We start from the raw sequence: 23,902 nt of genomic DNA on the forward strand, positions 1-23,902 counted from the left end.
GCCTAGAGGCACATACAGTAGCGGCCAGAGTCCGCCAGATAGCTCACACTCGCGGCACGCGAGCGAGGGCGGCAGAATATCATGTGCACGATTCGGACAGGTCGCGACCTGTCCCTACATTCTACCTTACTTCACTAACCCTACCCGGAATTTTCTGCCTTTGATCTTTCCAGTCGAAAGCGCCTCTACAATCTCCTGTGCACGATCGGCAGGTATAGCCACATAGCTGGCTTTGTCCTGCACCTCTATGCGACCGATTTGGTCAGCTTTGAGTCCGGCGGCGGCAATCAGAGCACCCACAATATCGCGTGGGCTTAGCTTGTCTTTTCTACCTGCATTGATATGAAGGGTGGCAAAGGCTTCGGTGGATTCCGGTTCAGCTTTCTCAACGCGTGCAGTGAGTTCAGCGGTATTCAGCCATTCATCCATGCGCACCAGGCCCCAGTCACGCAGCTTTTGCTCGTCGCGGGTGGTGGCGAAGGTATAGACCTCGCCGCCTCGACCGGCACGGCCAGTGCGTCCGCTGCGGTGCAGGTAGGCGGCTTCGTCGTCTGGCAGTTCGTAGTGGATGATGTTTTTGAGCGCGGCAATATCGAGTCCGCGGGCTGCGAGGTCGGTGGCGACCAGTACCTGCGTAGTCCCATTGCGGAAAAGCGTCATGGCCTTGTCGCGGTCCTGCTGCTCCATGCCGCCGTGCAGGGAACGGGCTCCAAAGCCGTGCCTGGCCAGCATGGCCGCCACATCGTCGGAGGCACCACGCGTGTTGCAAAACACGACCGTACCTGCCGGGTTTATGCTTTGTAACAGATGCAGCAAGGCTTGCTGCTTGTCCGGTTGTGTAACTTTTATACCTGTTAGCCGCACCTGATCAGGTATAGCGTTTGGCGACACCTGCACAAACTGCGGGTTCTTGAGCGAGTCCGTAATCAGTGTCTTTACCTCCTCGGGCATGGTGGCCGAGAAAAGGACTGCCTGTCGTTTCTTAGGTATAGCCTCCAGTATCTGATCAATTTCATCAGCAAATCCCATTTCCAGGAGCTTATCGGCTTCGTCGAGCACCAGCATGCGAACCTGACCAAAATCAACGGTCTGGCGGTAGAGGTGATCCGTTAAGCGACCGGGTGTACCCACCAGTACCTGGGGCGGAAAAGCCAGCGAGGCCCGCTCCTGAGAAAAAGAATGTCCGCCGTAAAAAGCGCTGATCTTAAGGTTATCAATCTTCTGAGCGAGTTGCTTTAGTTCATGACGTACCTGTACAGCCAGCTCGCGGGTGGGCACCAGCACAAGCGCTTGAATTACCTGCTTGTTTGTATCGATCTGCTGCAAAAGCGGCAAACCGAAAGCTGCTGTTTTTCCGCTGCCTGTCTCGGCCTGTCCGGCTACGTCCTGCCCTTTGAGAAGCGGGGGTATTGCGGCAAGTTGTATGGGAGTAGGAGTGTGAAATTCTAACTCAGCAAGGCGCTCTAACAGCGCAGGGGAGAGTCCCAGTTGATCAAAAGAAGCCATAGGCATGCGTACGTGAAGCGCAAAGGTACGGATTCCAATATATCCCATCTCCTATTTTTTCAGTAAGAAGATTATGGCAAACGATTACAAAAGGATAAAGAAGCTGACGTATTGGTTACTTTTTCTAGTGCTACTGGTCTATGTGCTGGTGGAGGCACGGGAGTTTCTATATCCTTTGGTAATGGCCTTGCTGTTTGCCTACTTGCTATACCCAGTCGTGAAGCAATTGGAAAAATGGGGCATTCCCCGGCTGCTGGCCAACTTTGCGACCATTATTACTGCCATGGCCCTTTTTGCCGGGCTGATGGTACTACTCTACAAGCAGCTCTCGGTATTCCTGACAGATTTTCCAGAATTGAAAGAAAAGGCCCTGCTCAACATCGATCAGTTGCAAGCGCATATTGACCGGAAGTTTGGCGATGACAACCAGTCCAACGAGCGCTGGCTTCGCCTTCAGGTGAACAATGCGCTTGACCTGAGTGGTTCAGCCATTGCTGAGATATTGCTGGCTACTACTAGTACCATTACTAAGTTTGCCTGATGCCGGTGTATATTTTCCTGATGCTTTACTACCGAAATAAATTCGAGAGCTTTTTGTTGAAAGCATTGCCTTCGCATCGACACGGAAAGGTCAAGGTGATGATCGATGAGGTATCAGATGTAACAAAGCACTATATGGGAGGAGTAGTGATCGTTATCCTGATCCTCTGCGTTATCAACTCGACCGGCCTGCTCATTATCGGTGTGGAGTATGCCATCCTGTTGGGGATCGTGTCTGCCTTCATCAACTTCATCCCTTATTTTGGCACGCTGATCGGTGGCGCCATTCCGCTGCTTTATACCTTGGTGGTGCAGGGAGATCCGCAGAAAACCCTTGCCGTACTGCTCTTCTTTCTGGCTGTGCAGTTCACAGAAAACAATATCCTCACACCCAATATCACGGGCAGCCGGGTGAACATCAATCCACTCTTCACGATCCTTAGTATTATTATAGGAGGTATGCTATGGGGGCTACCGGGGATGTTTGTGGCGGTGCCAATTGTAGGTATGTTCAAAATATACTTTGATCACACCCCCGAGCTGCAAGCCTTTTCGTTTTTGCTGGGAACAGATGGCACAGAAGAACATTCACTCACAATAGACAAAATTCTCCGTTTCCTGCATCTCAGGAAGTAAATACTGACTGCTTTAGTGCTCTTCTTTTCTTTTTAAAATAAGCAAAACAAAGCAAGCTTCAGGAGGTTACTTTTGCAAGTACTCCTGTATTAATCTTTGAAGAGATTCAGGCATAATTTATGCTGCAGCGCATGCAACTCTTTACAGGTTTAGGGCGTCTTCTCTATAGTCCTGTTATCCAACATCTTTTTAATTTAGCCAAGGTTTGTCTACCTCTATCATCACCGCATTTTTCAAGCGCCGCATTGCACAGCCTGTGCTTAACCTGCTCCGTCAGGGTATGACGCCGCATAAGCTGGCTGTTACGGTTGCGCTCGGTTCTGTGGTCGGTATACTGCCAGCCCTGGGCGTTACGACGGTGATGGGAACTGCCCTTGCTGCCCGTTTCAGGCTAAACATCGCCGCCACGGTACTTGTAAGTTACCTGGTACACCCGCTACAGCTGTTACTGATCATCCCATTTATCAAGATGGGCATTTTCATGTTTGGGCTGGATGAGCTGAAGCTGACGCTTGATGAGATGATAGCGATGTTCAAAATGGACTGGCTCGCTGCACTGAATAAACTTTGGATAGCCAACTTAGCAGCTGTATCAGCCTGGGCTATACTGGCTGTACCTGTGGGAGGGATGCTCTACCTGACGTTACTTCCCTTGCTTAAGCGGGTTATGCCCAAACCAACAACCACAGTCTTTGAGGTTCCTGAAGTTGTAGAAGCTGTACCAGAGCATCAGGCCTAGCTACTTGCGTACACGCGACGGTGGATAGCCAAAGTGCTTTCGGAATGCAGTCGTGAAATGGTTTGCATGGCTGTAACCTAATAATTCGGCCACTTGAGCCACGTTTTTCTCACCTGAAGTCAGTAAATCCAGCCCATGTACAAGTCTGAGCTCTTGCGCATAAGTAAACACACCTCTCCCAAACCGCTCCCGAAACACCTTCTTCAACTTGTATTCATTTGTTCCGAACATTTTGGCAAGCTGCTGCAAACTGGCTAACTCCATATAGTGCTGCTCCAGGTATAGCCGAATCTCTTCTGCCAGGGCCGTATCTTTTGACAATACCCTGGTTTCTCTCTCTTTCGTACTCTGCAAGTTTTCGAACTGCAAGGCCAACAGCTCCAGTACCTTTCCCTCCAAATATAGCTTTTGCACTGCACCCTCAAAAGGGCATTCCAAAATGCCTTTGATCGTCTGCAGCATATGGCTGGTGATGTTGCCATTATGTGCAGATGCCAGGATAGGAGATTGCCGCTCAATGCTGTTAAGCAAGAGATCAGAAAGCCGGAACTCTTCTGTGCAGATACTTTTAAAATATTCAGTTGAGAGACTTACATGTAGATTGTGCAGCAAGGTGCCTGTTGGGAAAAGGTGCGTGCCGCTTGAGTCGCAGGTAAAAAGTAAATTATGTTCCATCGGCTTCAGGCGGACAGGCTGTGGTAAGGTCTCAAACTCTGAGTAGATGCCACCACTCAACATGAAGTTCATATTGATGCCTGCTTCCAGTCGATCTGTCTGCAGTTCTAGTTCCTGGTCCAGTTGCCAGCAAAGCTGTGCTATATTGAAATGCTCAAAGTGAATGTACCGTTGCAGAAACTTGCCTAGCTGCGGATCCTGGACATGTTGAGATGCAGCAACCTGAGATGTATGCTGGCTGCCTGCAAGCTGGTTTTGGTACAGCAGCAGATCATTCAAATTGCTGTCAGTAATCTTTATCCGCATAGTCCGGAAAACTCTAACGCCCCTTCAATCATCGCATGATAATCCTTTTTTCGTAGATGCCGCTCCCTATTGCGTAGCTGGTAGTTAGCGTGAGTACTATACTTTTGCAATACGAATATACCCATAATATTTATAGTATTACTATGAAAGAATTATCCAGAGAGTTAAAAAGTACATTGGGAGGCTATGATGTAACCATTATAAAGAGTGCCGCTGATACGGATGGTGATTATCTGCTAGTGCAGGTGGTGATGGGGCCTAAAGGGGGAAATGGATTGCATTACCATACCACATTTGAGGAGGAGTTTGAAGTACTGGAGGGAACGCTAAGTATTCAGCTAGGCAAGCAGCGGATCCAACTTCAACCAGGTGACAAAGCCGTGGCACCAAAGCATGTCCTGCATCGCTTCTATAATAAAGATACTTGCAGGAAATGTGTATTCCTTGTCACAGTGAAGCCTGCCCGCCAGTTTGAAGCAACTTTACGCATAGCCTATGGTTTGGCGCATGATGGACTTACAAGGGCAAACGGCATTCCGAAAAGTTTCTGGCATACAGCGCTTTTATTTCATATGGGTGAATCCTATACAGCTGGTTTGCCACACCGATTCCAAATATGGTTAGCGGGTTTGCTTGCCAAAGAAGCCCGGAGACGAGGGAAACACAAAGACCTTGAAAAGTATTATCTGCCACAAGTTGCAGAGCAGCTAGCATAGCAGGAAAGTTGCTTTTTGTACGTTTAAGAAACGCCTATAAGCGCAAGAGCCAGTTTCATTACGGAACTGGCTCTTGTATACAAGGTATGGCGCTTGCTTAAGCTGACTCCAGAATCTGGAACAGTTCGTCCAGTTTAGGCGTGAGGATGATCTCAGTGCGGCGATTCTTCTGGCGCGCCTCTTTTGTTTTGGCATTGTCGAGTGGCACGTACAGACTGCGACCAGACGGTGTAACGCGGTCGGGCTGAACACCTGCCTGTGTTAGGATGCGGGTGATCTCAGTGGCACGAAGTACACTCAGGTCCCAGTTGTCCTGCATACCTACGGTACCACGAGCGATCGGCACATCATCCGTGTGTCCTTCCACCACTACGTTCACGTCCTGCTGTTCTTTCAATACGGTAGCCAGTTTTTTGAGTGCCTCAACACCTTTAGGGTCCACTTTGGTAGAGCCGGAGTTGAAGAGCAGTTGCTCTGCCAGCGACACGTATACCTTGCCATTGCGGATGTTAACGGTCAGGTCTTTGTCGTTAAAGCCAAGCAGGGCATTGCTTACTTTAGAACGCAAGGCGTTCACAGCCTTGTCTTTCTCGTCGAGGATGCGCTGCAGTTCGGCCAGACGCTGCTCACGGGCTTTCAGGTCGGCGTTCAGCTTGTCGATCTGTGACTTGTTCATGTTCAGCGTTTCACCCAGTGCCTTACCCTCTTTCAGGGCCTGTTGCAGGCTCTGCTGATACTCTGCTTTCTGGCGCTCCAGTTCGGCGCGCTCCTGCTCCAGTTGGGCTTTTTCAGTTTCAAGGGCAGACTTCTGTTGCTCCAGGGTGCTTTTCTGCTGCTCCAAATCTGATTTATCCAGCTCCAGGGCATTTTTGCGGGCCATCAGGTCCTCGTATTTCTTTTTTGAAACAACGCAGGAAGAAAGCGAAAGACTTCCGATCAAAAGGAAGAGGGAAGCTCTGTAGAAATTCTTTTTCATGTCAATCTTTAAGGTTGGATGGTGCTTACGTATTGTATTTATTTAGCGGCTTCGGTTTCGATACGGAACATGCCTTTCGGATCCGGCATTTTAGCCATCAGTTCTGACAGAAAGTTGTAGTCAAGCGACATCATGTTCAGGTCACGGCCGCGGTGCAGGTAATCCCAGGCTTCAGCGTATTTCTTATTATGGAAATATACCTGCGACAGATTTGCCAGTGCAAAGGCGTTATTCTGGTCAGCCTTTAAGGAGCGGTCAAGAAAGGCTGCTGCCTGCTTTAGGTTTTTCTTCTTTTTGTCAGAAATAAATTGCTGCAGATAGGCTGCTCCCACATCCGACAGCAACAGCGAATTGTTAGGCTGGTATTTCAGCGCACGATCAAACATTCCAATCGCATCGCGTGTATTTCCCCGGCTGTTTTCTACCAGACCGAAAGCCCAGTAAGTATTGTAATTATCTGGATTCAGGAGCCAGGCCAGGTTAAAGCGGTATACGGCAGTGTCTACCTGTCCTTCATTCAGGAACTCCCAGCCACGGTCCATGAAAAAGTTACTGGCCTCCCTGCGGCTCTCGAAGTTCTTATCGCAACTGGTGAGGAATTTTTCATCGGCCTTCTGCTGGGCATCCGTCTTGGCTACCTGCCAAACATAGGGAGCACTTTCGGGTGCAAAGCAGGTTGTTGCTCCTGCGCAAAGGCCATGGAGGCGCTTAGTAAAATAGTGGCCGCGGCCAGGAAAATTCTTTTCATGTGATGGTATCAACTAGGTGAGGTAAATCCTTCTTGGTTTAAAAATACGCCACCTGTCTTGAAATAACAAATGCTGTCCTTTCATTTACTCGTATTTGCCTGCGGGATCCTGTTGCTTTTCCAGCAGGGCTGCAATGAAGGTGGCATCCGCCATGGCTTTGTCTTTGCTGATGCTCTTGTGCAGATAATCCCACGCCTTGCCATATTCCTGCAGGTAATAGTGGCTGATAGCAAGTTTGTAATAGGCGTCGGCTGCGTTAGGGGAGTAGCGCACGGCACTTTCCAACAGCTTCTTGCTTTGCATCAGATCCTGGGGATTACTTTCTGCATAAAAACGACCCAGGTGGCTGGTAGCCAGGTCGGTCAGCAAGCGTGGATTGTGCTGGTCTTTCTCCAGTGCATGGTAGAGCACAAAGAGTGCCTTATCATACACTTTCTGCTGGCCATATACGAGCCCGTAAGCCCAATATACCTCGTTGTTGGTGCTATCCATCAGCCAGGCTTTGTTCAGTAGCAGACCGGCTGAATCTATTTTTTCTTCATTGAAATTGCGCTTAGCTTGATACACATAGTAAGCCGATGCTGCCTTACGGTTCTTGAACCGCTTCGCATCCGTGTCCAGGGTTTTCTTCTGCTTCTGCCTTTCTTCAGGTGTCAGGGTTTTTTTTGCAGGAATGACATCAGTCAGGGTGAGTTCAGGCTTGGGCGACTGCCTGTTTTCTGTAATGGCGTTTTGGGAAGTGCAGGCGGCCATGGTGCCTGTTATAAATAGTCCGAAAGCGATCAATTGGCTTCGCATGGGTAATAGAGCTTGGTTCTGGCTTCAAACGATGTTACGGCTGGATTAGTGCCTCTCTTTCCGCTCCCAAACTAACATTGGTATTATTATCCATTTAGACAAAGGTATAGCCCTATTCTGTGACTGCATATGGCATGTTAATGTGATTAATCAGGAAAAGCTTAAAATATGTTGCGCAACTTGTCGTATATTCTACGACAGATTGCGTATATTTGAAAAAAGGAAACGACAATGGGCAAAGCACTTAAAATAAACAGCGGCATCAACTATAGCCTGATCGATGACCGGGATGTTTTCATGTTGATCACGACCGTGCGTGAAGGTATAAAGTATGCCACCTTTCAGAACATCGCCAACAAAATTCCCTTTAGCATAGGAGAGTGGTCAGAGTTTCTGCACTTGTCAGAGCGTACCTTTCAGCGCTACAAAAAAGAGCAGCGCAAGTTCGATCCACTGCACTCCGAGAAAATTCTTGAGATCACCTTAGTGTATAACAAAGGGATGGAGGTATTCGGCGAGAAAGAAGACTTTGACGCCTGGCTGGAGGCAAAAAATGTGGCACTCGGAGGTATACGCCCGAAAGAACTGCTTGACAGCACGTTTGGCATTGGGCTGCTTCGCGATGAACTGACCCGCATTGAGCATGGTGTGCTGGCATGATCGTATACCGCCTCAGCAGAAAACTGTATTGCAATGACCTGTCTGGCAAAGGCGCTGAACTGGCAGGAGGCCGCTGGAACAGCAAAGGCACAGCTGTGCTTTACACCAGCGAATCCATTGCCCTATGTACGGTGGAGATAGCCGTGCATATGCCATTGGGTATTGTGCCCAAGGACTACCACCTTATTACAATTGAACTACCTGATAGTGGCCCTTTAGGGGAAGTACACGAAAAAGACCTGGCGGCTTCCTGGAAATCATTCCCGCACAGCAATGCCACCCAGAAGATAGGGGACCGTTACGTAGCGGAAGGTGCAAGTCTTATACTAAAGGTTCCCTCCGCCACCGTGCAGGGCACATTTAATTACCTGGTCAACCCACGCCACCCTGATTTCCAGAAAGTACGCATCATCAAGACAGAGCCTTTTGTATTTGACAAGCGGCTATTTATCAAATAATCAGATTTTAGTGTAATTCATAGGTCTTGCCCATCTCGGCAATTGTGCAGCCCCAGCCCAGTGTGTCTGTTATTTTTAGCCGAAGCGCCTCCAGCGCCTGTGCTTCCCCGTGATTCAGGTATACCTGCATCGGAGCGTTTTTCAGATGGCTAATCCACCAGAGCAATTCGGCCTGGTCGCCGTGCGCTGAGAGAGAAGATATCTGCTGAATCTCGGCTCGCACCGGATAGTAATTGCCTTGCATTTTAATTTCAGTCGCACCGCTCAGCAACAGGCTGCCACGGGTGCCGGGTGCCTGATAGCCTACCAATAGCACCGTGTTTTTTGCATCATCCAGCAGTCGCTGCAGGTAGTAGAGCACCCGTCCGCCGGTTACCATCCCGCTGCCGGCAATGACGATCTTCGGCCCTGGTTTATCGAGTACCCGCAGCGTTTGCTCAAAGTCACGGATCACGTGCACATTGTGCATCATGGTGCGGCACTCCGCATCACTCAGACTGTGCCAATCGCGGTGGTGCAGGTATAGCTCCGTCACATCAATCCCCATCGGCGTGTCGAGGTAGATAGGTATAGGCGGTATGCTGCGGTCTTCCCGTAGCGTGTTCAGTATAAGCAACAGTTCCTGTGCCCGCTCCACGGCAAAGCTAGGGATCACCAGCACGCCACCTTTCTCAACGGTATGATTCACGTAGGCCTGCAACTCCTCGTAAGCCGAAGCCCGCTCGTGCAGCCTGTCGCCATAGGTAGATTCAAGCACAAGGTAATCTGCCTCCCGGATAATGGCGGGTGGGTCCATCAGGAGCGGCTGACGTCTGCCGATATCACCCGAGAAAACGATTTTGCGCCCTTTACACTTGAGTTCTATAAAGGCAGAACCCAGTATATGCCCGCTTTTCCGGAAACAGAACTTGAAGTCCTCGTTGATGATCACCCACTCATTGTCGTCGTGAGTTTCGAAGAGTGGCATCGTGATGTCCACATCCTCGGAGGTGTACAGGGGCTTGGCGGGGGTATGTTTTGAATAACCTCTTCTGTTGGCTTCAGCGGCGTCCTCTTCCTGTATCTTGGCACTGTCGCGGAGTATTATTTCTGTTACGTCACGGGTGGGAGTGGTGGCATAAATCGGGCCATTGTAACCATTCTTTGTCAGTACAGGCAGATAGCCGCAATGGTCCAGGTGACCGTGTGTCAGAATGATGGCATCCAACTCTTCCACATTCAACTGCAGGTCCTGCCAGTTGAGCAGGCGCAATTGTTTGAGCCCCTGAAACAGACCGCAGTCAATTAACACCTGGTGTCTATCTGTTTTAAGCAGCATTTTAGAACCGGTAACCGTACCTGCGCCGCCCAGGAAGGTCAGTGTGAAAGGAGGGATTTCGTGTAGCATCTGTTTTGATTTTATGGTGAGGCAAGGTATACAAACCTGAGCTGCTGAATAATGACAAATGTCTCTTTTAGATAATTTACGGTTGGTTTTTATACGGGTATAGCTTAGTGTCTTAACATTAAAATAAAGCCTTGGCCTGGTTGCTACACAGGTTTTAGCGTATCTTCGCACCATGAAAAAGATTTCTGTATTGCTGGTTTACCTGCTCTGGCATGGACTGGCATTCGCACAAGTAGACACGGTGCAGCGTGTCATCCATGACAGGTATAACAGCCCGGCGCAACAGGAAAAACCTTACGTCATTCTGATTTCAGCCGACGGTTTCAGGTATGATTATGCAGATAAGTTTGACGCTAAATTCCTGAAGTCGAAGCGATCAGAAGGAGTAGAGGCTGCCTCCATGTTGCCGGCCTTTCCTTCCAAAACATTCCCCAACCACTATTCCATTGTGACAGGGCTATACCCGGCAAGCCACGGATTAATCAACAATTATTTTTACGACCCGCAGCGCAAGGAGCACTACAGCATGCGCGACCGCAGCAAAGTGGAAGATGGCAGCTGGTATGGGGGAACACCACTTTGGGTACTGGCCGAACAGCAGCAAATGGTAGCGGCCAGTTTTTTCTGGGTAGGCTCTGAGGCGCCTGTGCAAGGTATACTGCCTACGTATCACTACCAGTACAGTGAGGTGATGCCCATCGAGCGCCGCATCCAGACGGTAGTAGATTGGCTCTGTTTGCCTGCTGAGAAGCGCCCGCACCTCATCACGTTTTACCTGCCGGAGGTAGACCATGCCGGCCACCGCTATGGTCCTGATGCCCCACAGACAAAAGAGGCTGTACTGGAGCTGGACAAACACATGCAAAGGCTGACTGAGGCGGTGGCCAAAACGGGACTGCCGGTGAATTACGTGTTCGTGTCAGACCATGGTATGCTCGCAGTAGATACCCAAAATACGCTGCCTATGCCAGCGGCTATTGATACAGCGAAATTTATGGTGTCAGGAGGTGGTATGGTCGTGGAGTTACATGCTAAGGATAAGAAAGCTGTGAAGCCAACTTACCGGAAGCTGAAGAAAGAGGCAAAGGAGTATCAGGTATATAAGAAATCAAATATGCCAAAACACCTGCACTACGGAGCAAAGGACGACAGGTATGGCCGTGTGGGCGATATCCTGCTGCTGTCCGATGCACCAAAAGTGTTTCACTTTTCGTCACGACCGCCTTCACCTGGTCAGCATGGTTATGATGCCACCCAAGTGAAAGAAATGCATGCTACCTTTTATGCCTGGGGGCCCGCTTTCAAGCAAGGCGTAAAAGTAGATACTTTCGAAAACGTGGATGTATATCCGCTTATCGCTGAAATACTGGGGTTGCCCTACCAGCATAAAATTGACGGCAGCAGGCACTTGGTTGAGAAAGTACTGCAATGAGCATAATTCATGTCGGACTTAAAGAAGTGAAGCCCGCTCCAGAGAACTGGAGCGGGCTTCACTTTAAATATAGCGTCTTAATTACCTGCAGGCAGATAAATCTGCAGACCAAGACTAATGGAAAGACCAGTTGCTGATCCTCCAAAGTCTACGTTAGCATTGCTGCGGACCAGGTTAAGCATACCTTCCAGTGCTACGTTTCTTGCTACAAAATACGCGTAGCCACCGCTAACACCATATACGCGTGAAAAAACGGAATCTCCATCACTGTCTTCTTCAGAACTGCCAGCTATACCTACAATGGCTTCACCAAAAAATCTGCCGGTAGGAGAGGCTCCCTCAGGAAAATAGTAGCGTACAAAAGGTGTCACACCATATCGGAACGATTCGCCACCACTGTAGATAGACAAACCTAACTGCGCCTGAGCACCAATCACTGCATTGTCACTGATAAAATAGCCTGCTCTAGGAGTTAAATCCAAGCTGAAGGTTTTGGACTTGAAGTTATGACCAACATTGGCAATACTTGCGCCAACAATCCAATTTCCTTGTTGTATAGCATCACTAGCTACCGGGGCTGATGTTTGAGGCCGGGGAAGGTCTTCAACATCCTGCGCAAAAACATTAGTTGACAAAAAAATAATTAAAGCTGATAGTAGATAAATTCGTTTCATAGTAGTCATGTTTAATGTGTTAAATTGTACTTAATTAACTAGTAGTGTGTTATAAATATTAACGGAGGAGATAGCCTTTTGTTTGTGTTTCAGCTTTTTAGCCATTTTGCAGCTGTCAAAGACGTATTTAAAGCGAGATGACACCAACAATCAAATTGTACTAGAGTTCAGCTTTTCATTAGCGAATGAAGCAATATTTTGAGTAAAGGTGCTTTGGCACAGTGTAGAAACAGCCATGTCAGCTACTGCACAAAGCGGTAGCTGACATGGCTGTGACAAATAGAAGGAAAATTGCAAATTTAGATTCGCCTGATATTGCTGATGATCACACCGCTTTGTGGGTATGTCGGCATACGGTCGAGCTTGTAGTACAGGTTTTGGGGAGGTACCTCATAAGAGATGTGATTCACCAGAAATCCCAGCGCCTGTTTCATCACCTCAATCGTGATCCACTCGCCGGCGCATCGGTGGCCGAGTTCGAACTCTCCGCCTCCCTGCGGTATAAAATCAAAGGGGCTGCCCTGCCAGTTTGCGAAGCGTTCCGGTTTAAAAAGTTCAGGCTTTTCCCAAAGTCGCGGATCATGGAGCATGCCGTAAACGTCGAGCAGTACCAGCTTTCCTTTTTTAAAATGATTGCCTCCCCAATCAAACTCGTTCCGGACACGGGCACCCAGGAATGGTGCAAAAGGGTAGAAGCGTCGTACCTCCTGCACAAACATTTCACGGAAACGTCCGTCTGGCTGTCTGAGACGCTCCAAATACTCCGGGTGCTTGTGCAATGCCAGTGCGGAGAAGGCTACGTAATAGGCAATGGCTACAATAGGGCGCAGCAGGTTGATCAGTTCAACGGTTGCCATCTTTTTTGCTCAGCAGTTTACCAGCTGTGTCGTAGTGCCAGGCTACTATGTAGAGTGGGGAGTTTTCATCGGGATGTAGTTTCTTTTTCCGTACCTGCTCAATGATGCTCCCGACCCAGCTCTCAGTTCTGCTTCGGGCTTTGCGGCCGCGGTAGTGACGCATGTCAGCCGCTCCGAAGGCATCCACCATGGCTGTAAAATCCTGCGCCCGCTGCCGCACTTCTGTTGGCTTCAGCGGCACTCCTGCCCAGGCGCAGGCGCCCAGGCACATGATCTCCTGCACGTCCTCAAACAATACAACTTCCGGCATATTCACCCACTTGGTGACATAGGCTCGCCAGGCCCTGTCGCACTGTGCAAGCAGGTGGTTTATACTTGCCTTCGACATTAGGGACATGAACATGGCCTTACGGTGCCGATGGGCAACGTCGTCCATTGTCTGCACCCCGTCCTCGCCGAGCAGGGTTTTCTGTACCGGTTTAGGTATAGCGCCCTTCCGCTGAAACTTGCTTGTATCATAGAAAACCTGAGCAGCCTCCGGCCCATGTATACAGATCACTTCTTCCCCCAGGAGCCTGGTCTTAAAGATATCAGAATTAAACTGCTGCATACGCTTATGCAGAAAAGGAAAGCCTTCCTGCAACAATGTGATGGAACTGTCGAGGGTCTTCTCTTCCGGAATGTTTGTCATAGCTTTATTTATTTCAGAGCATATAATAGTACTAAGGGATACGACGCGACTGCTCACTGGTTCACACACAGGCTGCGATAAAGCCCAACTATACCTGTAACTAATGAGCAACAGACCTTGCATGATGACAGTGCTAATTTGCTGGTTGGTTTGAATACAAAACTAATGCATCAACACGCCGTAGCTAAATAATATAATATTTGTTAAAGTTTAAATAATATAAATATATGCATAGCTACGTCATTCTATATCGTTTCCAGAAGGAAGACTTAAACCGGAATTTTAAGGAGAAAGTGTTAGCAGCCTTTCCGAGGCACCAGGATGTAACAGATGCGGGCTTCGAATACATCGGTGTGGCAGGCGGCGAAGAGCCAGCAGTTGTAGACACCCTCAACGGTATCCTCAACGAGATGGGCATCGGACGGGAAGGCTTCTTTGGCCAAAACGACTATGTGGCGCTGTATTTCAGCCGGGACAAGGATGATGACGATGTGAAACGGCAATTGTTGATCGGAACGCAGGATATGGTAGACAAAGACGCTGAAACCATGTCTGCAGATGCGCACCGCAATGCAATCCTGAACCTGCTGAAGGTAGATTATGCGAAAGCGCAACCCAATAAATAAGGTTTGTCACAAAAAAAAGGAGGGGCAGCCGCATAGTACGGCTGCCCCTTGCATGTTTTACTGAGGTGTATAGTCGCTCAGCAGGCCTTCATAAATCCAGTTGGCAAGGGCCTGGCGGTTATCCGGAATCACAAAACGTCTTTGATCCTTTACGTTGCGAATGTTACCGAGCTCGATAAATACGGTGGGTGGATGGCTATACTTAATCACGTACAGGCTACTGCGCTGTGTCACATTGCCAGAATAGTCACGGTTAGGCTGGTAGCGTCTGTATTTGTTGGTGAAGGTCTGGTGAATGTTCTTAGCCAGCTGCTCTCCATCCTTGCTGTTTTCGTGGTGGTAGAAGAACACATCGATATTCTGGCTTTCACTGCGACTATCGACGTGAATGGCCAGCATGCGCTGGTAGGCGCCCTTGTGTTTCAGGTATAAGCTGTTTACAGCTTCGGTGCGCTGACGCAGACGCGCACTGTGGTTGAGTGGAATCCGTTTGTTTGGGTAAACCACTTCATTCCGGTCCATTTTCAGAATCCCCTCATCACGTATGCCGTTTTCCGGGTCCTGCACGATCATGTACACGGTAGCGCCATGCTCCATCAGCACGCGGGCCAGGCGAATGGTGACGTCATAGGCATATTCATCTTCTGCGAGATCGTGATTGCCATACTTGCCCACCGCACCCGGGTCAGGGCCGCCATGTCCGGAGCTCAGATAGTAAACTGCGCCCTGCAGCTTTGAAGACTTTAATTCCACACGGGAATACTTCTCCCCGAACAAGGGCATCTCGAGTACGCGGGCAGCTACCTTGGCTGGGGTGGCACTTACATCGCTTCGTGTTTTACTGACCTCAGTGGCAACGCGTGTATTGTCGCTAGCCACAGCGTTGCTTTCGGCTGCAGTGGCGCCCTCTGGTAAAGTGTACTCTTTGCCGGCAATGAGGCCGTTGTCTTTGCCGAATCGCTCCTTATTCATCTCCACAAACTTTTGAAGATGCTCGGAAGGATTGAGCCCGTGGCGGCGCAATAAGGTATAGATTCCGTCGCCGGGCATCGCTACTACCTGCAGGTTAGAGCTTTGACCGAAAACGGCGATAGAGGATAAAAATAATAAGAGGGTGATAATAGAGGTACGCAATGCAATCAAATTTATCGGCATGTGTTAAGAATCCGATATTACTAAAAATGTATGAAGTATAAAAGTCCCGTTTCAAGATCAACGCATAATATCGGAGGCTCTATATACGGGACTTCGTATTTTTTACTTCATTATTTTTGATTCATTTTAAATGCGAACCCGCACATCTCTACTTCACACGGTAACTCTTGAGTTCATAGCGGCGCATCAACTTGTCGGAGTCGGCATAGTACCAGTCAGTTCTGATCATACCAATATCAGGCGTTACGTATTCTTTGACCCAGGTCGTGCTCAGCGAGGAGGATGCTTTTTGGGAAGTCTGCCTTTCAAAACTGAACTCAAGTGCCTGGTCCGCATGCGGTGAATCAGGTACAGCTACAAGGCCTGATGTTCTTCTGTGGTAAATCCATAAGGTATAATTCGGGTACTCGTATCCATAAGCGATGCCCGACATCTCGGGGCTGGGGTAAGTAATGTACTGTTCTTTGGCGTCCTTTCTATAGTACACGTACCCATCCCTGTCATTTCGTACGATCGAGCCATTACTCAAAATATACCAGGTGGTTTTGCTGATCAGGGTATCTTTTACCACCTGCCGTCTGAACGAACTGGTGGTAAGAACATCGCCATCAGTATTGTAATCTATCACCTCATATACCCATTCATTACCGACCTGCAATGGCATGATGACTTCCACCGGTATTATTTCTTCTTCTTTATCACAGGAAGAGAAACAAAGTGCCAGGCACAATAGGGCGAAGGCTCTGAATAAAGGCTGCTGTTTCATAGGATTATAGGCTTTCTTATAGTTGTAAGATGCTAATAATCGATGAGACGTTGCATGCTTTGCTTAAATAATATTATAAAAGTCAGATATTATTTCTCTTCCATGCCTCATTGCCACAGCAAGGGCTTTGCTGGTCTTTGTAAAGACCTTTTTTCCTGCTGACAGAATTTTTTTTATTTGAGTGGTAGCGCAAGTTTTGGGGTAAATAAAAGAGCGGGAGTAATACTGAAATCTATCTTTCAGCCTCTGCCAGAATTCGTTTCAGGTCAGTTAGTATACTGCCTACGTCCCGCTGCATCTCAGGCGATTTTATGTCTTTCAGGTACTCCAGGCAACGGTCCTGCTCCAGGCGGGCCTGCCGCATCAGTTTCTTTAGCTGCACAATATTTTCTTCTGAAGAATCAACCACGCTTTGTCCAAATGCGTCGATGCAGTTGGCGGTGACCTCCATGGCGAGCTGCAACTGCTCTTTTCCTGCGAACGCCGAACGGAAGGGCTTAACTTTCTGCAGATCGGCCAGACTTCTGCGTATACCTCTGATCTGGATGGTAATACTTTCGAGGTTGTTTATATGAACAGCCAGGCGGTTCAGTGTCATACGCTTGTGCGTGAGCAGGAGGTTGTACTTCAGGCTTTGCTCGGCCAGGTCAAGTGCTTTCCGGCTGTCAGCTGACTCCCTGATAAGGCGTCTACTTCAGCTCGCCCAAACTGCTTGCGCTTGCTTGAGGAATCAATCAGTCGGCTAAGGCTCACCAGCGTATCAGCTGACAGCCTGCTATACCTGACCACGCTTCTCTCCACATCCGGAATTGCATTTTGCGGCACTATCAGGGCATTGATGATAACTGCTATACCTGAGCCTAGCACCGTCTCAGCAATCCGTTCAAAAGCATAGCCTTCTTCAGTATGTCCGAATGCCAAAACCAGTAGCGAACTGATGGCTACCTGTGAAATGATCTGGGGATTCATGCGCAGGGCTTTTGAGATGCCCATTCCCAACATGATGACCAGGAAGATAGAGAAAGTATTGATGCTCAGCCAATGCCCAAGCAACATGCTCAGGAAAACGCCGCCAATAATGCCCACTATACGCTGCGTCGCTTTATTCACAGAGTCGAGTACCGTCACCTGTACCGTGATGATGGCGGCAATAGGCGCAAAGTAAGGGTACTCGGACTGTAGCAGAGTAGAGGCGATGAACCAAGAAAGCGAAGCGGCAAAGGCCGTTTTCACAATCTGCAGGGTCAGACCCATCTTGTCCAGTATGTTCAAAACTTTGACCATTACCGTCTATTTATCCATCAATTGTTTTGAGCTACACTATTAAATTTGCTAAGGATAGCTAATGCTGTGCAGGAAGAAGCAGGTAACCTAATCTTTCGCTGCTTTCTTTTTCCGTTGTGGGAGGCTCAGGTTGATGGGGACATTGTAGGCAACATGCACAGCCTTACCATTTTGATAGCCCGGCACCCATTCAGGCATACTCGTGATGATGCGAACTATCTCCTGGTCCAGGTCCCATCTCACCCCTTGTTTCACTTGTACGTTTCCAATCTTACCGTCATTCTGCACGACATAACTAACTATGACTTTACCTTCCACTCTGTCACGAAGCGCTGTGACTGGATAGTTGAAGTTTCGGGTAATGAAAGCAAGCATCTGACTTTCACCTCCGGGAAATTCGGGAACGCTTTCGGTATAGGTATAGACATCATTGTTATTGGTAACAGCGACATTCCCAGGAAAATCAGGGTTGGGCGTTGATACATAGGGCTCCTGCAGCTTATACAAGTCTGCCGCTATAGCGAAGCAACCCCTACCATTGGCTGGTGGCTTGATGGACGTGACATAGATCGCATTGGCACCTTTTTCGACTGCCTGTTTTTTTGCCAGAGACAGTAAATCATGAATATCACAAGGGGTATTTCGGCCTTTCGCGAATTTAATTTCACCCAACTTCTCTCCAGTTGCTGGTAGACTTTCCTGCTTGTAAATTATCTCTACCTCAGGCAGCACCAAGGCCATATTGGCAAGACTGTCACTTTGTTGGGCCTGCGTCTGATAATCTGTCAATAGGAAGATAGAGAAAAGTAGTGTGATCGCGTTTTTCAATTGAACAGAAGAGTTTAAGGTCAGAGAATAATTACGACGTATTTTTTGGGCCAGTGGGGACTACCGCGCACAAATGCCCCGGTATGGACAATACTGGCAGATTTCCAGTTCTTTTGTTTTCCTGATAACCTCGTTCGGGTCAAGCAGTTCCTGTACGAAGCGGGTGATCAGCTTCTCTGAAGAAGTGATGAAGTCCTCTCCGGTCGCCTGCTCAAACGGGAAGTCGGCTGTGAGTACACCGGCATCCAGATTCCTGAATGACAGTATACCTGATTTCGGGACAATGCGTGCCGGGTCCAGGTGGCCTGCGTTACGAAGCAATAACTCTGGTTTTTGTTCCAGGTTGCGCTGCAGGATGTACTCGTAGAGCCACAGCTGCCGTGCCTTGTCATACTTAGGCGAGGTAATAAAGTGCAGGTCCACATCATCCGGCTTCACGTTCACCTGGTTGCGTTCAACCTTGCCGGTCTTGTAGTCTATCACGCGGAGTTCTGCTCCTTTCAGGTCGATGCGGTCGGCTTTGCCAGCCACTTTCACAGGTATAAGCTCATCGCCCACCTGCACCTGCAGTGTTGTTTCCAGCTGATCTTCCAGGCGCAGCACATAAAGCGGCAGTTCGTCGTCAGATTTCAGCAGACTCTCCAGATACTTCTCCAGCACCTGCACGGCAACTTTAAAAAGCAGGAAGTTCATGCCGCGCTCCGGTGTGGCGCCGCGTGTCACTTTCTTGAATTCATCTTCCACCTTCGCCGGAAGCTCCTTCAGCATCTGCTCCACATGCGGTTTCTCGATCGGCTTGCCATCTTGCTCAAAAGGCCGGAAGAAGTCCTCCAGCACCTGGTGCACGATGGTACCAAACTGGTCCGCGCCGAGCTGCTCTTCCACTTCGTCGATCTCTCTGATCTTGGCGATGCGGCTGAAATAGTACTGCAGTGAACAGTTGATGTACATGTTCAGGTGTGAAGGGTAGAGGCCTCGTTTCAGTTCCTGCCGCAGCTGCTCCAGCGTCTGGGCGTCTTTGTGGATGACAATATCCTCGTCGTACTTTTTCTGATCACGCAGCTCCACCGTGGCAGTCAGGTCGCGGAATTTGATCCTGGGGTTGCGCAGTGCCAAATCGTTCTGCAGCTGCAGAATGAAACGGCTCTTTTCGCCAGAGCCATAAGTATCGGATGGCAGCACGTAGAGCAGGTTCACAGTTTTGGCACGCTGCAGCAGACGGTAAAAATTATAGGCCATGGCCCCCTCAGTTTCAGCATAAGTAGGCAACCCAAACTGCTTCAGCACATCAAATGGCATCAGCGACTCATGACGTTTTGGAGCTGGCAGTGTGTTCTCATTCACCGACAGGATGATCAGGTTCTCAAAGTCAAGCGCACGGGTCTCGAGCATACCCATGATCTGCAGATCTGAGATGGGTTCGCCGCTGAACGGAAGGCGCTGCCGGGCGATCAGCTCGTTCAAAAACTTACGGAAGCTGCGCACCGATATCTTCTGCTCGCGGCAGTCGAAGATCGTATCAAGGCGCTTGACGATGGTATAGAAGATGTAGAGGTACTCCGTTTCGATTGTGCTGGGCTGGTGACTGTACATCTTATGCAGCAGGTCAATCAGCCTGTAAAGCGAGGCAATGATGTCGTCGCAGTCACGCCAGGATGTAAACAACACTTCAAAGAGCGGCTCGTGCTTGCCCATTTTCAGCAGGTCGTTTGCCGTGATCAGCACGCGGTTGTCCTGCACGATCTGCTCCAGTACACGCTGCACAAATCCATGGAGTTCCGGCTTGTCAGGCTGATCATTTATATATAGTTCATACCTGCGGATGAAAGGGTGGGAGAGCAGCTTGGTCACCGTGAGGTGGTGGTACTGGTATACCTTGTAACCCGACTCCTGCAGTTGGGTTACGCCGGTCAGGTGCACGTCGAACAGCAGGTCGATCAGGTTGTAAAGTGGCGTGCCTTTAAAACTGAGACCCATGGTCACATTGTAGTTGGGCACCTCGTTAGGTATAGAGTGCAGCACGGGGAGCAGGAGCGTTTCGTCGGGCATTACTACCGCCACCTGCGCATGCTTGTCACGTGAGCGGATTTCCTGGATCAGCTGCCCGGCCAGCTTGCCCTGCATGCTGGCATTGGCCACCCCGATCACATTGATCTCTTTCTCGTCCGTGAGCAGCAGGTTCTGCTGCCAACGCCATTCCGGCAAATTCCAGGTGCTCTTATACCTGCGGAGGAAGCTGCCCGCACGGTTAGGCGTGCCCTCCTCCATGTAAAAGTCGTCGGAGTCAAATAATACCTCCGCCTTATTGTGCTTGAGCAACGTGCGGATAATCTTCTCCTCTGAATTAGTGAGCGCATTCAAGCCAATGAAAAGGTATTGGGCGCAGTCTGGCGACTTAGCCAGTTGCTCGATATTATCAGAAACAATCTTATAAGCCATACCAGTATAAGCCTGTTTGCGCTCCTCCAGGTGGTTTTTCAAGTTGTGGTAGGTCTTCTCGATGTTGTCCCAGAGGCTGAAATATTTCTTAACTGCAGGAGTCAGGTCTTTGCCGAGACGCTCCGGGTCCCAACGCTCCAGTGCCTTTGCCTCGCTCACATAATCGAAGAGTTTGCCAGTGTCCACCAGGTTCTGGTCGATACGGCTGAAGTCGTCGAGCAGTGTGCCGCCCCAGGTGATGAACTGATCGAAATCAAGGTTGGGGTCCTGTTCGCGCATCAGGTCGTAGAGCTCCAGCTGCAGGTTAATCGGCTCCAGCACATCCACTTTGGCCAGCTTGGTGATGAAATCCTCCATACCAGACACCTCCGGGGACCAGATCGGCTCGGGTGCAGCCTGAGCCAGGGCATTCTTAAAAAAGAAACTCGCACGACGTGACGGCAGCACGATGCATAGCTCGCTGATGTTCTCTTTATACTTTTCGTAAACGTATTTCGCCGTAAGCTCAAGGAAGGTCTGCACTATCTTATTGAGTGAATGAGTTGTTGAGTGATTTAGTGAATAGTTGAATTGCTGATTGCTGTATGTGTATGGTTACACAGTGGCTCTATCGTTTAATCAACTTTTTAAACTATCTAACTTAAAACGTTTCCCTTTTCATCCATTTTCATGAAGGGGTTGTAGGCGATTTCCCAAAGGTTGTCGTCCGGGTCGGCAATATAGCTGCTGTAGCCACCCCAAAACACTTTCTCCGGTTGCTTGAGTACACGAACGCCTTTGCCTGCAAGTTCTGCTACCAGATCATCCACCTCTTTTTCAGAGCTCACATTGTAGGCCAGCGAAAAGCTTTTAAAGCCCTTGCCATCAGCCTCCAGGCCAGCATCATCTGCCAGCGACTCTTGTGGGAACAGGCCAGTTGCAGACCATTCAGCTGAAAGAAGATCACGCTCTCCGTGCTGCTCTCGAGCGGTTGCCAGCCAAAGACATTCTGGTAAAACTCCTTCGAGCGCTGCAGATTCCTGACGCCTAGTGTAATGAGTGTAATTCTCTGTTCCATATTATCCCTCTGATCTATAAATACTTTCTGATTTCCTGATGCTATACCTTACCTGGCTTCTTCATAAGCAGCTTTCAGCCAACCGATCAGTTCTGTGTCGATTTCTTCTGCATTCTGAAGTCGCACCCGATGCGAGCACATGGCATTAAAGCTACCAGAGTTTTCCAATCTGCCTTCCGCTTCTCTACCTTTCAGGTTAATGCCAACATCCAGCCTGGTTTTAGTAGAGGGTTGGATCAGGGCAAACTGCTTTTTGCTGCGCACACTTACATAGGCGTTTTTAGGAGCCAGTTCGACTTCATCACCAAACTGCTTCAACTGGGCAACAAGCGCTTCATAAATAGGCAACAGCTGCTCTTTTCCTTTGTATTGCTTCTCCACCAGATCTTCCGGATTTTCGGCTGAACCGGCATCAGTGCCTTTGGCTTTGAGTGCTACCATGTTAGCAAAACCATGCGTAAAGCCGTGATCATTTTTTAGAAACTTCACAATCTCACCGTGCTTTTGCAAACCAGTGCTCTGTACAATCTGAATCCACTCTTCAAGTGACTTACCTGTGTTCTTCTCCAGGTTGTCGATCATGGTTTGTGCTGCTTTGTCCATGTGATTAAGGTGTAACTAATGATTAGTAATTATTCTATTTATGATAAAGAGTAATTCGTCATTAGATAATACTCATTATACATCATACTTTCTTAAAGTGCCAGGCCCATCTGCAGACTCTTTCCACCGTAGGACCATTCGTACAGCTCCTCTGTATCGAAGTAATAAAGCAGGCATTTTACTTTTTCGTAACCGAGCTGCTTAAAGCGCACAGCGTAATGATCGAGTTTGTTGCGGTGCTCCTCCAATGGTGGCGGCAGTTTGAACTCCAGTAGCACTACCTGATCACCATCAAACACCACCCTGTCAGGCTTATAGAGGTAGGCGCGTGCATCCAGCAGTTCCTTTTCATGCTCCACAATGACTTTTTCCGAAAAGTAATGGCTGATTTTCGGGTGGTTCACGACTTCGAGTAAACGCTCTTTCAAGGTACTCTTTTCCCGGTCACTGATGATGCCCTGGTATACCATCTGGCGCAGCACATCGTCAAGCTGGGCAGCGGTCAGGATGCGGGAGAGGGCGTAGTGCAGTTTCTTGTTCTGGATGCGCTGCTCGGTCTGCGTCTCGAAGTCGAAGACATTGTTTGCATGCTGCTTGAGTTGGAGGCGCTTTGCCCAGTCGTTCGTCTGCAGGTAATCCAGGGTATAGGCCGGACCGATCTCCCGGCTGCCGCTATCCTGTTTGGTTGCCTGACCTGCGTATACCTGGTAGCACAGTTTTCCGGTTTCCCAAAGCCCCTCCGCCACCAGGTAGCGGTAGAGCAGGTGGCTCACATTTTTGGCTGTTCCTTCCAGTGCCTTCTGTGCCTTTCGCTCCTCGAGCAGGTCCTTCCCGTTGCCGATCAGGTATAGCCTGTCTTTGGGGCGGGTAAGGGCCACGTACAGCATGTTCAGGTTTTCGATAAAGGTTTTCTCTATCTCAGTATTGTATTGGTCGGCCAGTTCGGTATGCTCCAGGCGGGAGCTGATGTTCACGCCACACTGCGCAGTTTGCCCATTACTTTGTTCTCGTCAGACAAGCGACTCCACATCAGGGCCCGCGTCTGCGGCTCCGTGCTCCAATCCGCGAACGGAATGATCACGATCGGGTAGGCGAGGCCTTTGGCTTTGTGAATACTGGTGATCGTGATGGCATTACGGTCTTTGGGCGTGTTGATGCTCAGCTTCTCCTTCTGCACGTCCCAGTATGCCAAAAAATTGTTGAGGTTGTTGCTGTTCTTGAGGCTATACTCCAGTACCAGGTCCAGAAAGCGGAACAGGTATTCGCACTCGTTGTTATGCCCCAGCAGGTTAAATATCCGGATCAGCTGTTCTGTGAGTTCGTAGATGGAGAGGTTACCCGTCT

28 protein-coding genes are annotated in these 23,902 nt (G+C 49.2%); 8 read left to right on the forward strand and 20 right to left on the reverse strand.

The genetic code is table 11. The features are described from left to right. Positions 1-126 precede the first annotated feature (126 nt). Positions 127-1,554: a DEAD/DEAH box helicase gene (locus O71_RS17315; RefSeq protein ID WP_007659428.1), complete on the reverse strand. Its 1,428-nt coding sequence runs from the start codon at positions 1,552-1,554 to the stop codon at positions 127-129. Between the two features lie 25 nt (positions 1,555-1,579). On the opposite strand from O71_RS17315, the gene O71_RS26640 reads away from it, so the two are divergent. The 3 genes from O71_RS26640 (at position 1,580) to O71_RS17325 (ending at position 3,421) form a co-directional block, all read left to right on the forward strand. Then, the gene (locus O71_RS26640; protein WP_007659431.1) at positions 1,580-2,047 is read left to right on the forward strand and encodes an AI-2E family transporter; all 468 of its coding nucleotides are present in this window, start codon (positions 1,580-1,582) and stop codon (positions 2,045-2,047) included. Beyond that, on the forward strand, positions 2,047-2,682 hold the full coding sequence (locus O71_RS26645) for an AI-2E family transporter (RefSeq protein WP_007659433.1): 636 nt from the start codon (positions 2,047-2,049) through the stop codon (positions 2,680-2,682). The genes O71_RS26640 and O71_RS26645 overlap by 1 nt, the downstream gene beginning before the upstream one ends. Before the next feature lie 205 nt (positions 2,683-2,887). After that, positions 2,888-3,421 carry a DUF2062 domain-containing protein gene (locus O71_RS17325; RefSeq protein ID WP_007659434.1) on the forward strand — a complete coding sequence of 178 codons (534 nt, stop codon included), beginning with the start codon at positions 2,888-2,890 and terminating at the stop codon, positions 3,419-3,421. On the opposite strand, the gene O71_RS17330 is transcribed toward O71_RS17325, so the two are convergent. Then, complete coding sequence (locus tag O71_RS17330; RefSeq protein ID WP_007659436.1) at positions 3,422-4,375, reverse strand: helix-turn-helix transcriptional regulator; 954 nt, start codon at positions 4,373-4,375, stop codon at positions 3,422-3,424. It abuts the gene before it with no gap. Positions 4,376-4,545: 170 nt separating this feature from the next. Here O71_RS17330 and O71_RS17335 point away from each other — a divergent pair, with 170 nt between their 5' ends. Beyond that, positions 4,546-5,118 (forward strand): cupin domain-containing protein, encoded by a 573-nt coding sequence (locus tag O71_RS17335; protein WP_007659442.1) that lies wholly within the window; start codon positions 4,546-4,548, stop codon positions 5,116-5,118. A 97-nt stretch (positions 5,119-5,215) separates the two neighbouring features. On the opposite strand, the gene O71_RS17340 is transcribed toward O71_RS17335, so the two are convergent. The 3 genes from O71_RS17340 to O71_RS17350 all read right to left on the reverse strand — a co-directional run bounded on the left by O71_RS17340 (position 5,216) and on the right by O71_RS17350 (position 7,641). Next, the gene (locus tag O71_RS17340; RefSeq protein WP_007659444.1) at positions 5,216-6,094 is read right to left on the reverse strand and encodes an OmpA family protein; all 879 of its coding nucleotides are present in this window, start codon (positions 6,092-6,094) and stop codon (positions 5,216-5,218) included. Positions 6,095-6,132: 38 nt separating this feature from the next. After that, positions 6,133-6,855, reverse strand: a complete 723-nt coding sequence (locus O71_RS17345; RefSeq protein WP_007659445.1) for a tetratricopeptide repeat protein — start codon at positions 6,853-6,855, stop codon at positions 6,133-6,135. A 72-nt stretch (positions 6,856-6,927) separates the two neighbouring features. Next, on the reverse strand, positions 6,928-7,641 hold the full coding sequence (locus O71_RS17350; RefSeq protein WP_007659446.1) for a hypothetical protein: 714 nt from the start codon (positions 7,639-7,641) through the stop codon (positions 6,928-6,930). Between the two features lie 231 nt (positions 7,642-7,872). Between O71_RS17350 and O71_RS17355 the strand changes: the two genes are divergently transcribed. Both O71_RS17355 and O71_RS17360 read left to right on the forward strand, forming a co-directional pair. Continuing rightward, on the forward strand, positions 7,873-8,301 hold the full coding sequence (locus O71_RS17355) for an antitoxin Xre-like helix-turn-helix domain-containing protein (protein ID WP_007659447.1): 429 nt from the start codon (positions 7,873-7,875) through the stop codon (positions 8,299-8,301). Further along, positions 8,298-8,759 carry an RES family NAD+ phosphorylase gene (locus O71_RS17360; RefSeq protein WP_007659448.1) on the forward strand — a complete coding sequence of 154 codons (462 nt, stop codon included), beginning with the start codon at positions 8,298-8,300 and terminating at the stop codon, positions 8,757-8,759. The genes O71_RS17355 and O71_RS17360 overlap by 4 nt, the downstream gene beginning before the upstream one ends. 7 nt (positions 8,760-8,766) lie before the next feature. Here the strand turns inward: O71_RS17360 and O71_RS17365 are convergent, their stop codons facing one another. Further along, positions 8,767-10,146, reverse strand: coding sequence for an MBL fold metallo-hydrolase RNA specificity domain-containing protein (locus O71_RS17365; RefSeq protein WP_007659449.1), 1,380 nt, complete (start codon positions 10,144-10,146; stop codon positions 8,767-8,769). Positions 10,147-10,318: 172 nt separating this feature from the next. On the opposite strand from O71_RS17365, the gene O71_RS17370 reads away from it, so the two are divergent. Then, a complete protein-coding gene (locus O71_RS17370) occupies positions 10,319-11,578 on the forward strand; it encodes an ectonucleotide pyrophosphatase/phosphodiesterase (RefSeq protein WP_007659450.1) in 1,260 nt (419 codons plus the stop codon). Between the two features lie 77 nt (positions 11,579-11,655). On the opposite strand, the gene O71_RS17375 is transcribed toward O71_RS17370, so the two are convergent. From O71_RS17375 to O71_RS25915, 3 genes are all read right to left on the reverse strand, one after another. Beyond that, entirely contained in the window at positions 11,656-12,252 is a 597-nt protein-coding gene (locus tag O71_RS17375) for a hypothetical protein (RefSeq protein ID WP_040574621.1), read from the reverse strand. A 299-nt stretch (positions 12,253-12,551) separates the two neighbouring features. After that, the gene (locus tag O71_RS25910; protein WP_007659452.1) at positions 12,552-13,109 is read right to left on the reverse strand and encodes a cytochrome P450; all 558 of its coding nucleotides are present in this window, start codon (positions 13,107-13,109) and stop codon (positions 12,552-12,554) included. Next, the gene (locus tag O71_RS25915) at positions 13,096-13,800 is read right to left on the reverse strand and encodes a hypothetical protein (protein WP_007659455.1); all 705 of its coding nucleotides are present in this window, start codon (positions 13,798-13,800) and stop codon (positions 13,096-13,098) included. The genes O71_RS25910 and O71_RS25915 overlap by 14 nt, the downstream gene beginning before the upstream one ends. Positions 13,801-14,027: 227 nt before the next feature. Here O71_RS25915 and O71_RS17385 point away from each other — a divergent pair, with 227 nt between their 5' ends. Further along, positions 14,028-14,426: a hypothetical protein gene (locus tag O71_RS17385; protein WP_007659456.1), complete on the forward strand. Its 399-nt coding sequence runs from the start codon at positions 14,028-14,030 to the stop codon at positions 14,424-14,426. Positions 14,427-14,483: 57 nt separating this feature from the next. On the opposite strand, the gene O71_RS17390 is transcribed toward O71_RS17385, so the two are convergent. From O71_RS17390 to O71_RS17435, 11 genes are all read right to left on the reverse strand, one after another. Next, on the reverse strand, positions 14,484-15,581 hold the full coding sequence (locus O71_RS17390; protein ID WP_007659458.1) for an N-acetylmuramoyl-L-alanine amidase: 1,098 nt from the start codon (positions 15,579-15,581) through the stop codon (positions 14,484-14,486). Between the two features lie 148 nt (positions 15,582-15,729). After that, on the reverse strand, positions 15,730-16,347 hold the full coding sequence (locus tag O71_RS17395) for a hypothetical protein (RefSeq protein WP_007659459.1): 618 nt from the start codon (positions 16,345-16,347) through the stop codon (positions 15,730-15,732). A 232-nt stretch (positions 16,348-16,579) separates the two neighbouring features. Further along, the gene (locus O71_RS17400) at positions 16,580-16,945 is read right to left on the reverse strand and encodes a hypothetical protein (RefSeq protein WP_007659461.1); all 366 of its coding nucleotides are present in this window, start codon (positions 16,943-16,945) and stop codon (positions 16,580-16,582) included. Between the two features lie 29 nt (positions 16,946-16,974). Continuing rightward, positions 16,975-17,631 carry an aromatic acid exporter family protein gene (locus tag O71_RS17405; RefSeq protein WP_007659464.1) on the reverse strand — a complete coding sequence of 219 codons (657 nt, stop codon included), beginning with the start codon at positions 17,629-17,631 and terminating at the stop codon, positions 16,975-16,977. Positions 17,632-17,718: 87 nt separating this feature from the next. Continuing rightward, a complete protein-coding gene (locus tag O71_RS17410) occupies positions 17,719-18,459 on the reverse strand; it encodes a TonB family protein (RefSeq protein WP_007659467.1) in 741 nt (246 codons plus the stop codon). A 60-nt stretch (positions 18,460-18,519) separates the two neighbouring features. Beyond that, on the reverse strand, positions 18,520-21,420 hold the full coding sequence (locus O71_RS17415; RefSeq protein WP_007659469.1) for a PD-(D/E)XK nuclease family protein: 2,901 nt from the start codon (positions 21,418-21,420) through the stop codon (positions 18,520-18,522). A 113-nt stretch (positions 21,421-21,533) separates the two neighbouring features. Next, complete coding sequence (locus tag O71_RS26650) at positions 21,534-21,725, reverse strand: VOC family protein (protein ID WP_007659471.1); 192 nt, start codon at positions 21,723-21,725, stop codon at positions 21,534-21,536. Further along, entirely contained in the window at positions 21,722-21,955 is a 234-nt protein-coding gene (locus O71_RS26655; protein WP_007659473.1) for a VOC family protein, read from the reverse strand. The genes O71_RS26650 and O71_RS26655 overlap by 4 nt, the downstream gene beginning before the upstream one ends. Before the next feature lie 48 nt (positions 21,956-22,003). Further along, on the reverse strand, positions 22,004-22,558 hold the full coding sequence (locus O71_RS17425) for a DUF4287 domain-containing protein (RefSeq protein ID WP_007659476.1): 555 nt from the start codon (positions 22,556-22,558) through the stop codon (positions 22,004-22,006). A 92-nt stretch (positions 22,559-22,650) separates the two neighbouring features. Next, positions 22,651-23,532 carry a hypothetical protein gene (locus tag O71_RS17430; protein ID WP_040574615.1) on the reverse strand — a complete coding sequence of 294 codons (882 nt, stop codon included), beginning with the start codon at positions 23,530-23,532 and terminating at the stop codon, positions 22,651-22,653. Next, the coding region (locus tag O71_RS17435; RefSeq protein WP_040574617.1) for a 3'-5' exonuclease at positions 23,529-23,902 on the reverse strand (374 nt) is incomplete at its 5' end. The genes O71_RS17430 and O71_RS17435, both read right to left, overlap by 4 nt.

It is taken from the genome of Pontibacter sp. BAB1700 (genome assembly GCF_000277005.1).
Classification (GTDB): domain Bacteria; phylum Bacteroidota; class Bacteroidia; order Cytophagales; family Hymenobacteraceae; genus Pontibacter; species Pontibacter lucknowensis.

What these genes read in the sequence shown, in the direction of transcription:
- O71_RS17385 (WP_007659456.1), top strand. Translation starts at nt 14,028, where the DNA reads ATGCATAGCTACGTCATTCTATATCGTTTCCAGAAGGAAGACTTAAAC.
- O71_RS17405 (WP_007659464.1), bottom strand. Translation starts at nt 17,631, where the DNA reads ATGGTCAAAGTTTTGAACATACTGGACAAGATGGGTCTGACCCTGCAG.
- O71_RS17390 (WP_007659458.1), bottom strand. Translation starts at nt 15,581, where the DNA reads ATGCCGATAAATTTGATTGCATTGCGTACCTCTATTATCACCCTCTTA.
- O71_RS25915 (WP_007659455.1), bottom strand. Translation starts at nt 13,800, where the DNA reads ATGACAAACATTCCGGAAGAGAAGACCCTCGACAGTTCCATCACATTG.
- O71_RS17365 (WP_007659449.1), bottom strand. Translation starts at nt 10,146, where the DNA reads ATGCTACACGAAATCCCTCCTTTCACACTGACCTTCCTGGGCGGCGCA.
- O71_RS25910 (WP_007659452.1), bottom strand. Translation starts at nt 13,109, where the DNA reads ATGGCAACCGTTGAACTGATCAACCTGCTGCGCCCTATTGTAGCCATT.
- O71_RS17350 (WP_007659446.1), bottom strand. Translation starts at nt 7,641, where the DNA reads ATGCGAAGCCAATTGATCGCTTTCGGACTATTTATAACAGGCACCATG.
- O71_RS17425 (WP_007659476.1), bottom strand. Translation starts at nt 22,558, where the DNA reads ATGGACAAAGCAGCACAAACCATGATCGACAACCTGGAGAAGAACACA.
- O71_RS17395 (WP_007659459.1), bottom strand. Translation starts at nt 16,347, where the DNA reads ATGAAACAGCAGCCTTTATTCAGAGCCTTCGCCCTATTGTGCCTGGCA.
- O71_RS17340 (WP_007659444.1), bottom strand. Translation starts at nt 6,094, where the DNA reads ATGAAAAAGAATTTCTACAGAGCTTCCCTCTTCCTTTTGATCGGAAGT.
- O71_RS26640 (WP_007659431.1), top strand. Translation starts at nt 1,580, where the DNA reads ATGGCAAACGATTACAAAAGGATAAAGAAGCTGACGTATTGGTTACTT.
- O71_RS17375 (WP_040574621.1), bottom strand. Translation starts at nt 12,252, where the DNA reads ATGAAACGAATTTATCTACTATCAGCTTTAATTATTTTTTTGTCAACT.
- O71_RS26645 (WP_007659433.1), top strand. Translation starts at nt 2,047, where the DNA reads ATGCCGGTGTATATTTTCCTGATGCTTTACTACCGAAATAAATTCGAG.
- O71_RS17335 (WP_007659442.1), top strand. Translation starts at nt 4,546, where the DNA reads ATGAAAGAATTATCCAGAGAGTTAAAAAGTACATTGGGAGGCTATGAT.
- O71_RS17315 (WP_007659428.1), bottom strand. Translation starts at nt 1,554, where the DNA reads ATGGGATATATTGGAATCCGTACCTTTGCGCTTCACGTACGCATGCCT.
- O71_RS17360 (WP_007659448.1), top strand. Translation starts at nt 8,298, where the DNA reads ATGATCGTATACCGCCTCAGCAGAAAACTGTATTGCAATGACCTGTCT.
- O71_RS17370 (WP_007659450.1), top strand. Translation starts at nt 10,319, where the DNA reads ATGAAAAAGATTTCTGTATTGCTGGTTTACCTGCTCTGGCATGGACTG.
- O71_RS17355 (WP_007659447.1), top strand. Translation starts at nt 7,873, where the DNA reads ATGGGCAAAGCACTTAAAATAAACAGCGGCATCAACTATAGCCTGATC.
- O71_RS17400 (WP_007659461.1), bottom strand. Translation starts at nt 16,945, where the DNA reads ATGACACTGAACCGCCTGGCTGTTCATATAAACAACCTCGAAAGTATT.
- O71_RS26655 (WP_007659473.1), bottom strand. Translation starts at nt 21,955, where the DNA reads ATGGAACAGAGAATTACACTCATTACACTAGGCGTCAGGAATCTGCAG.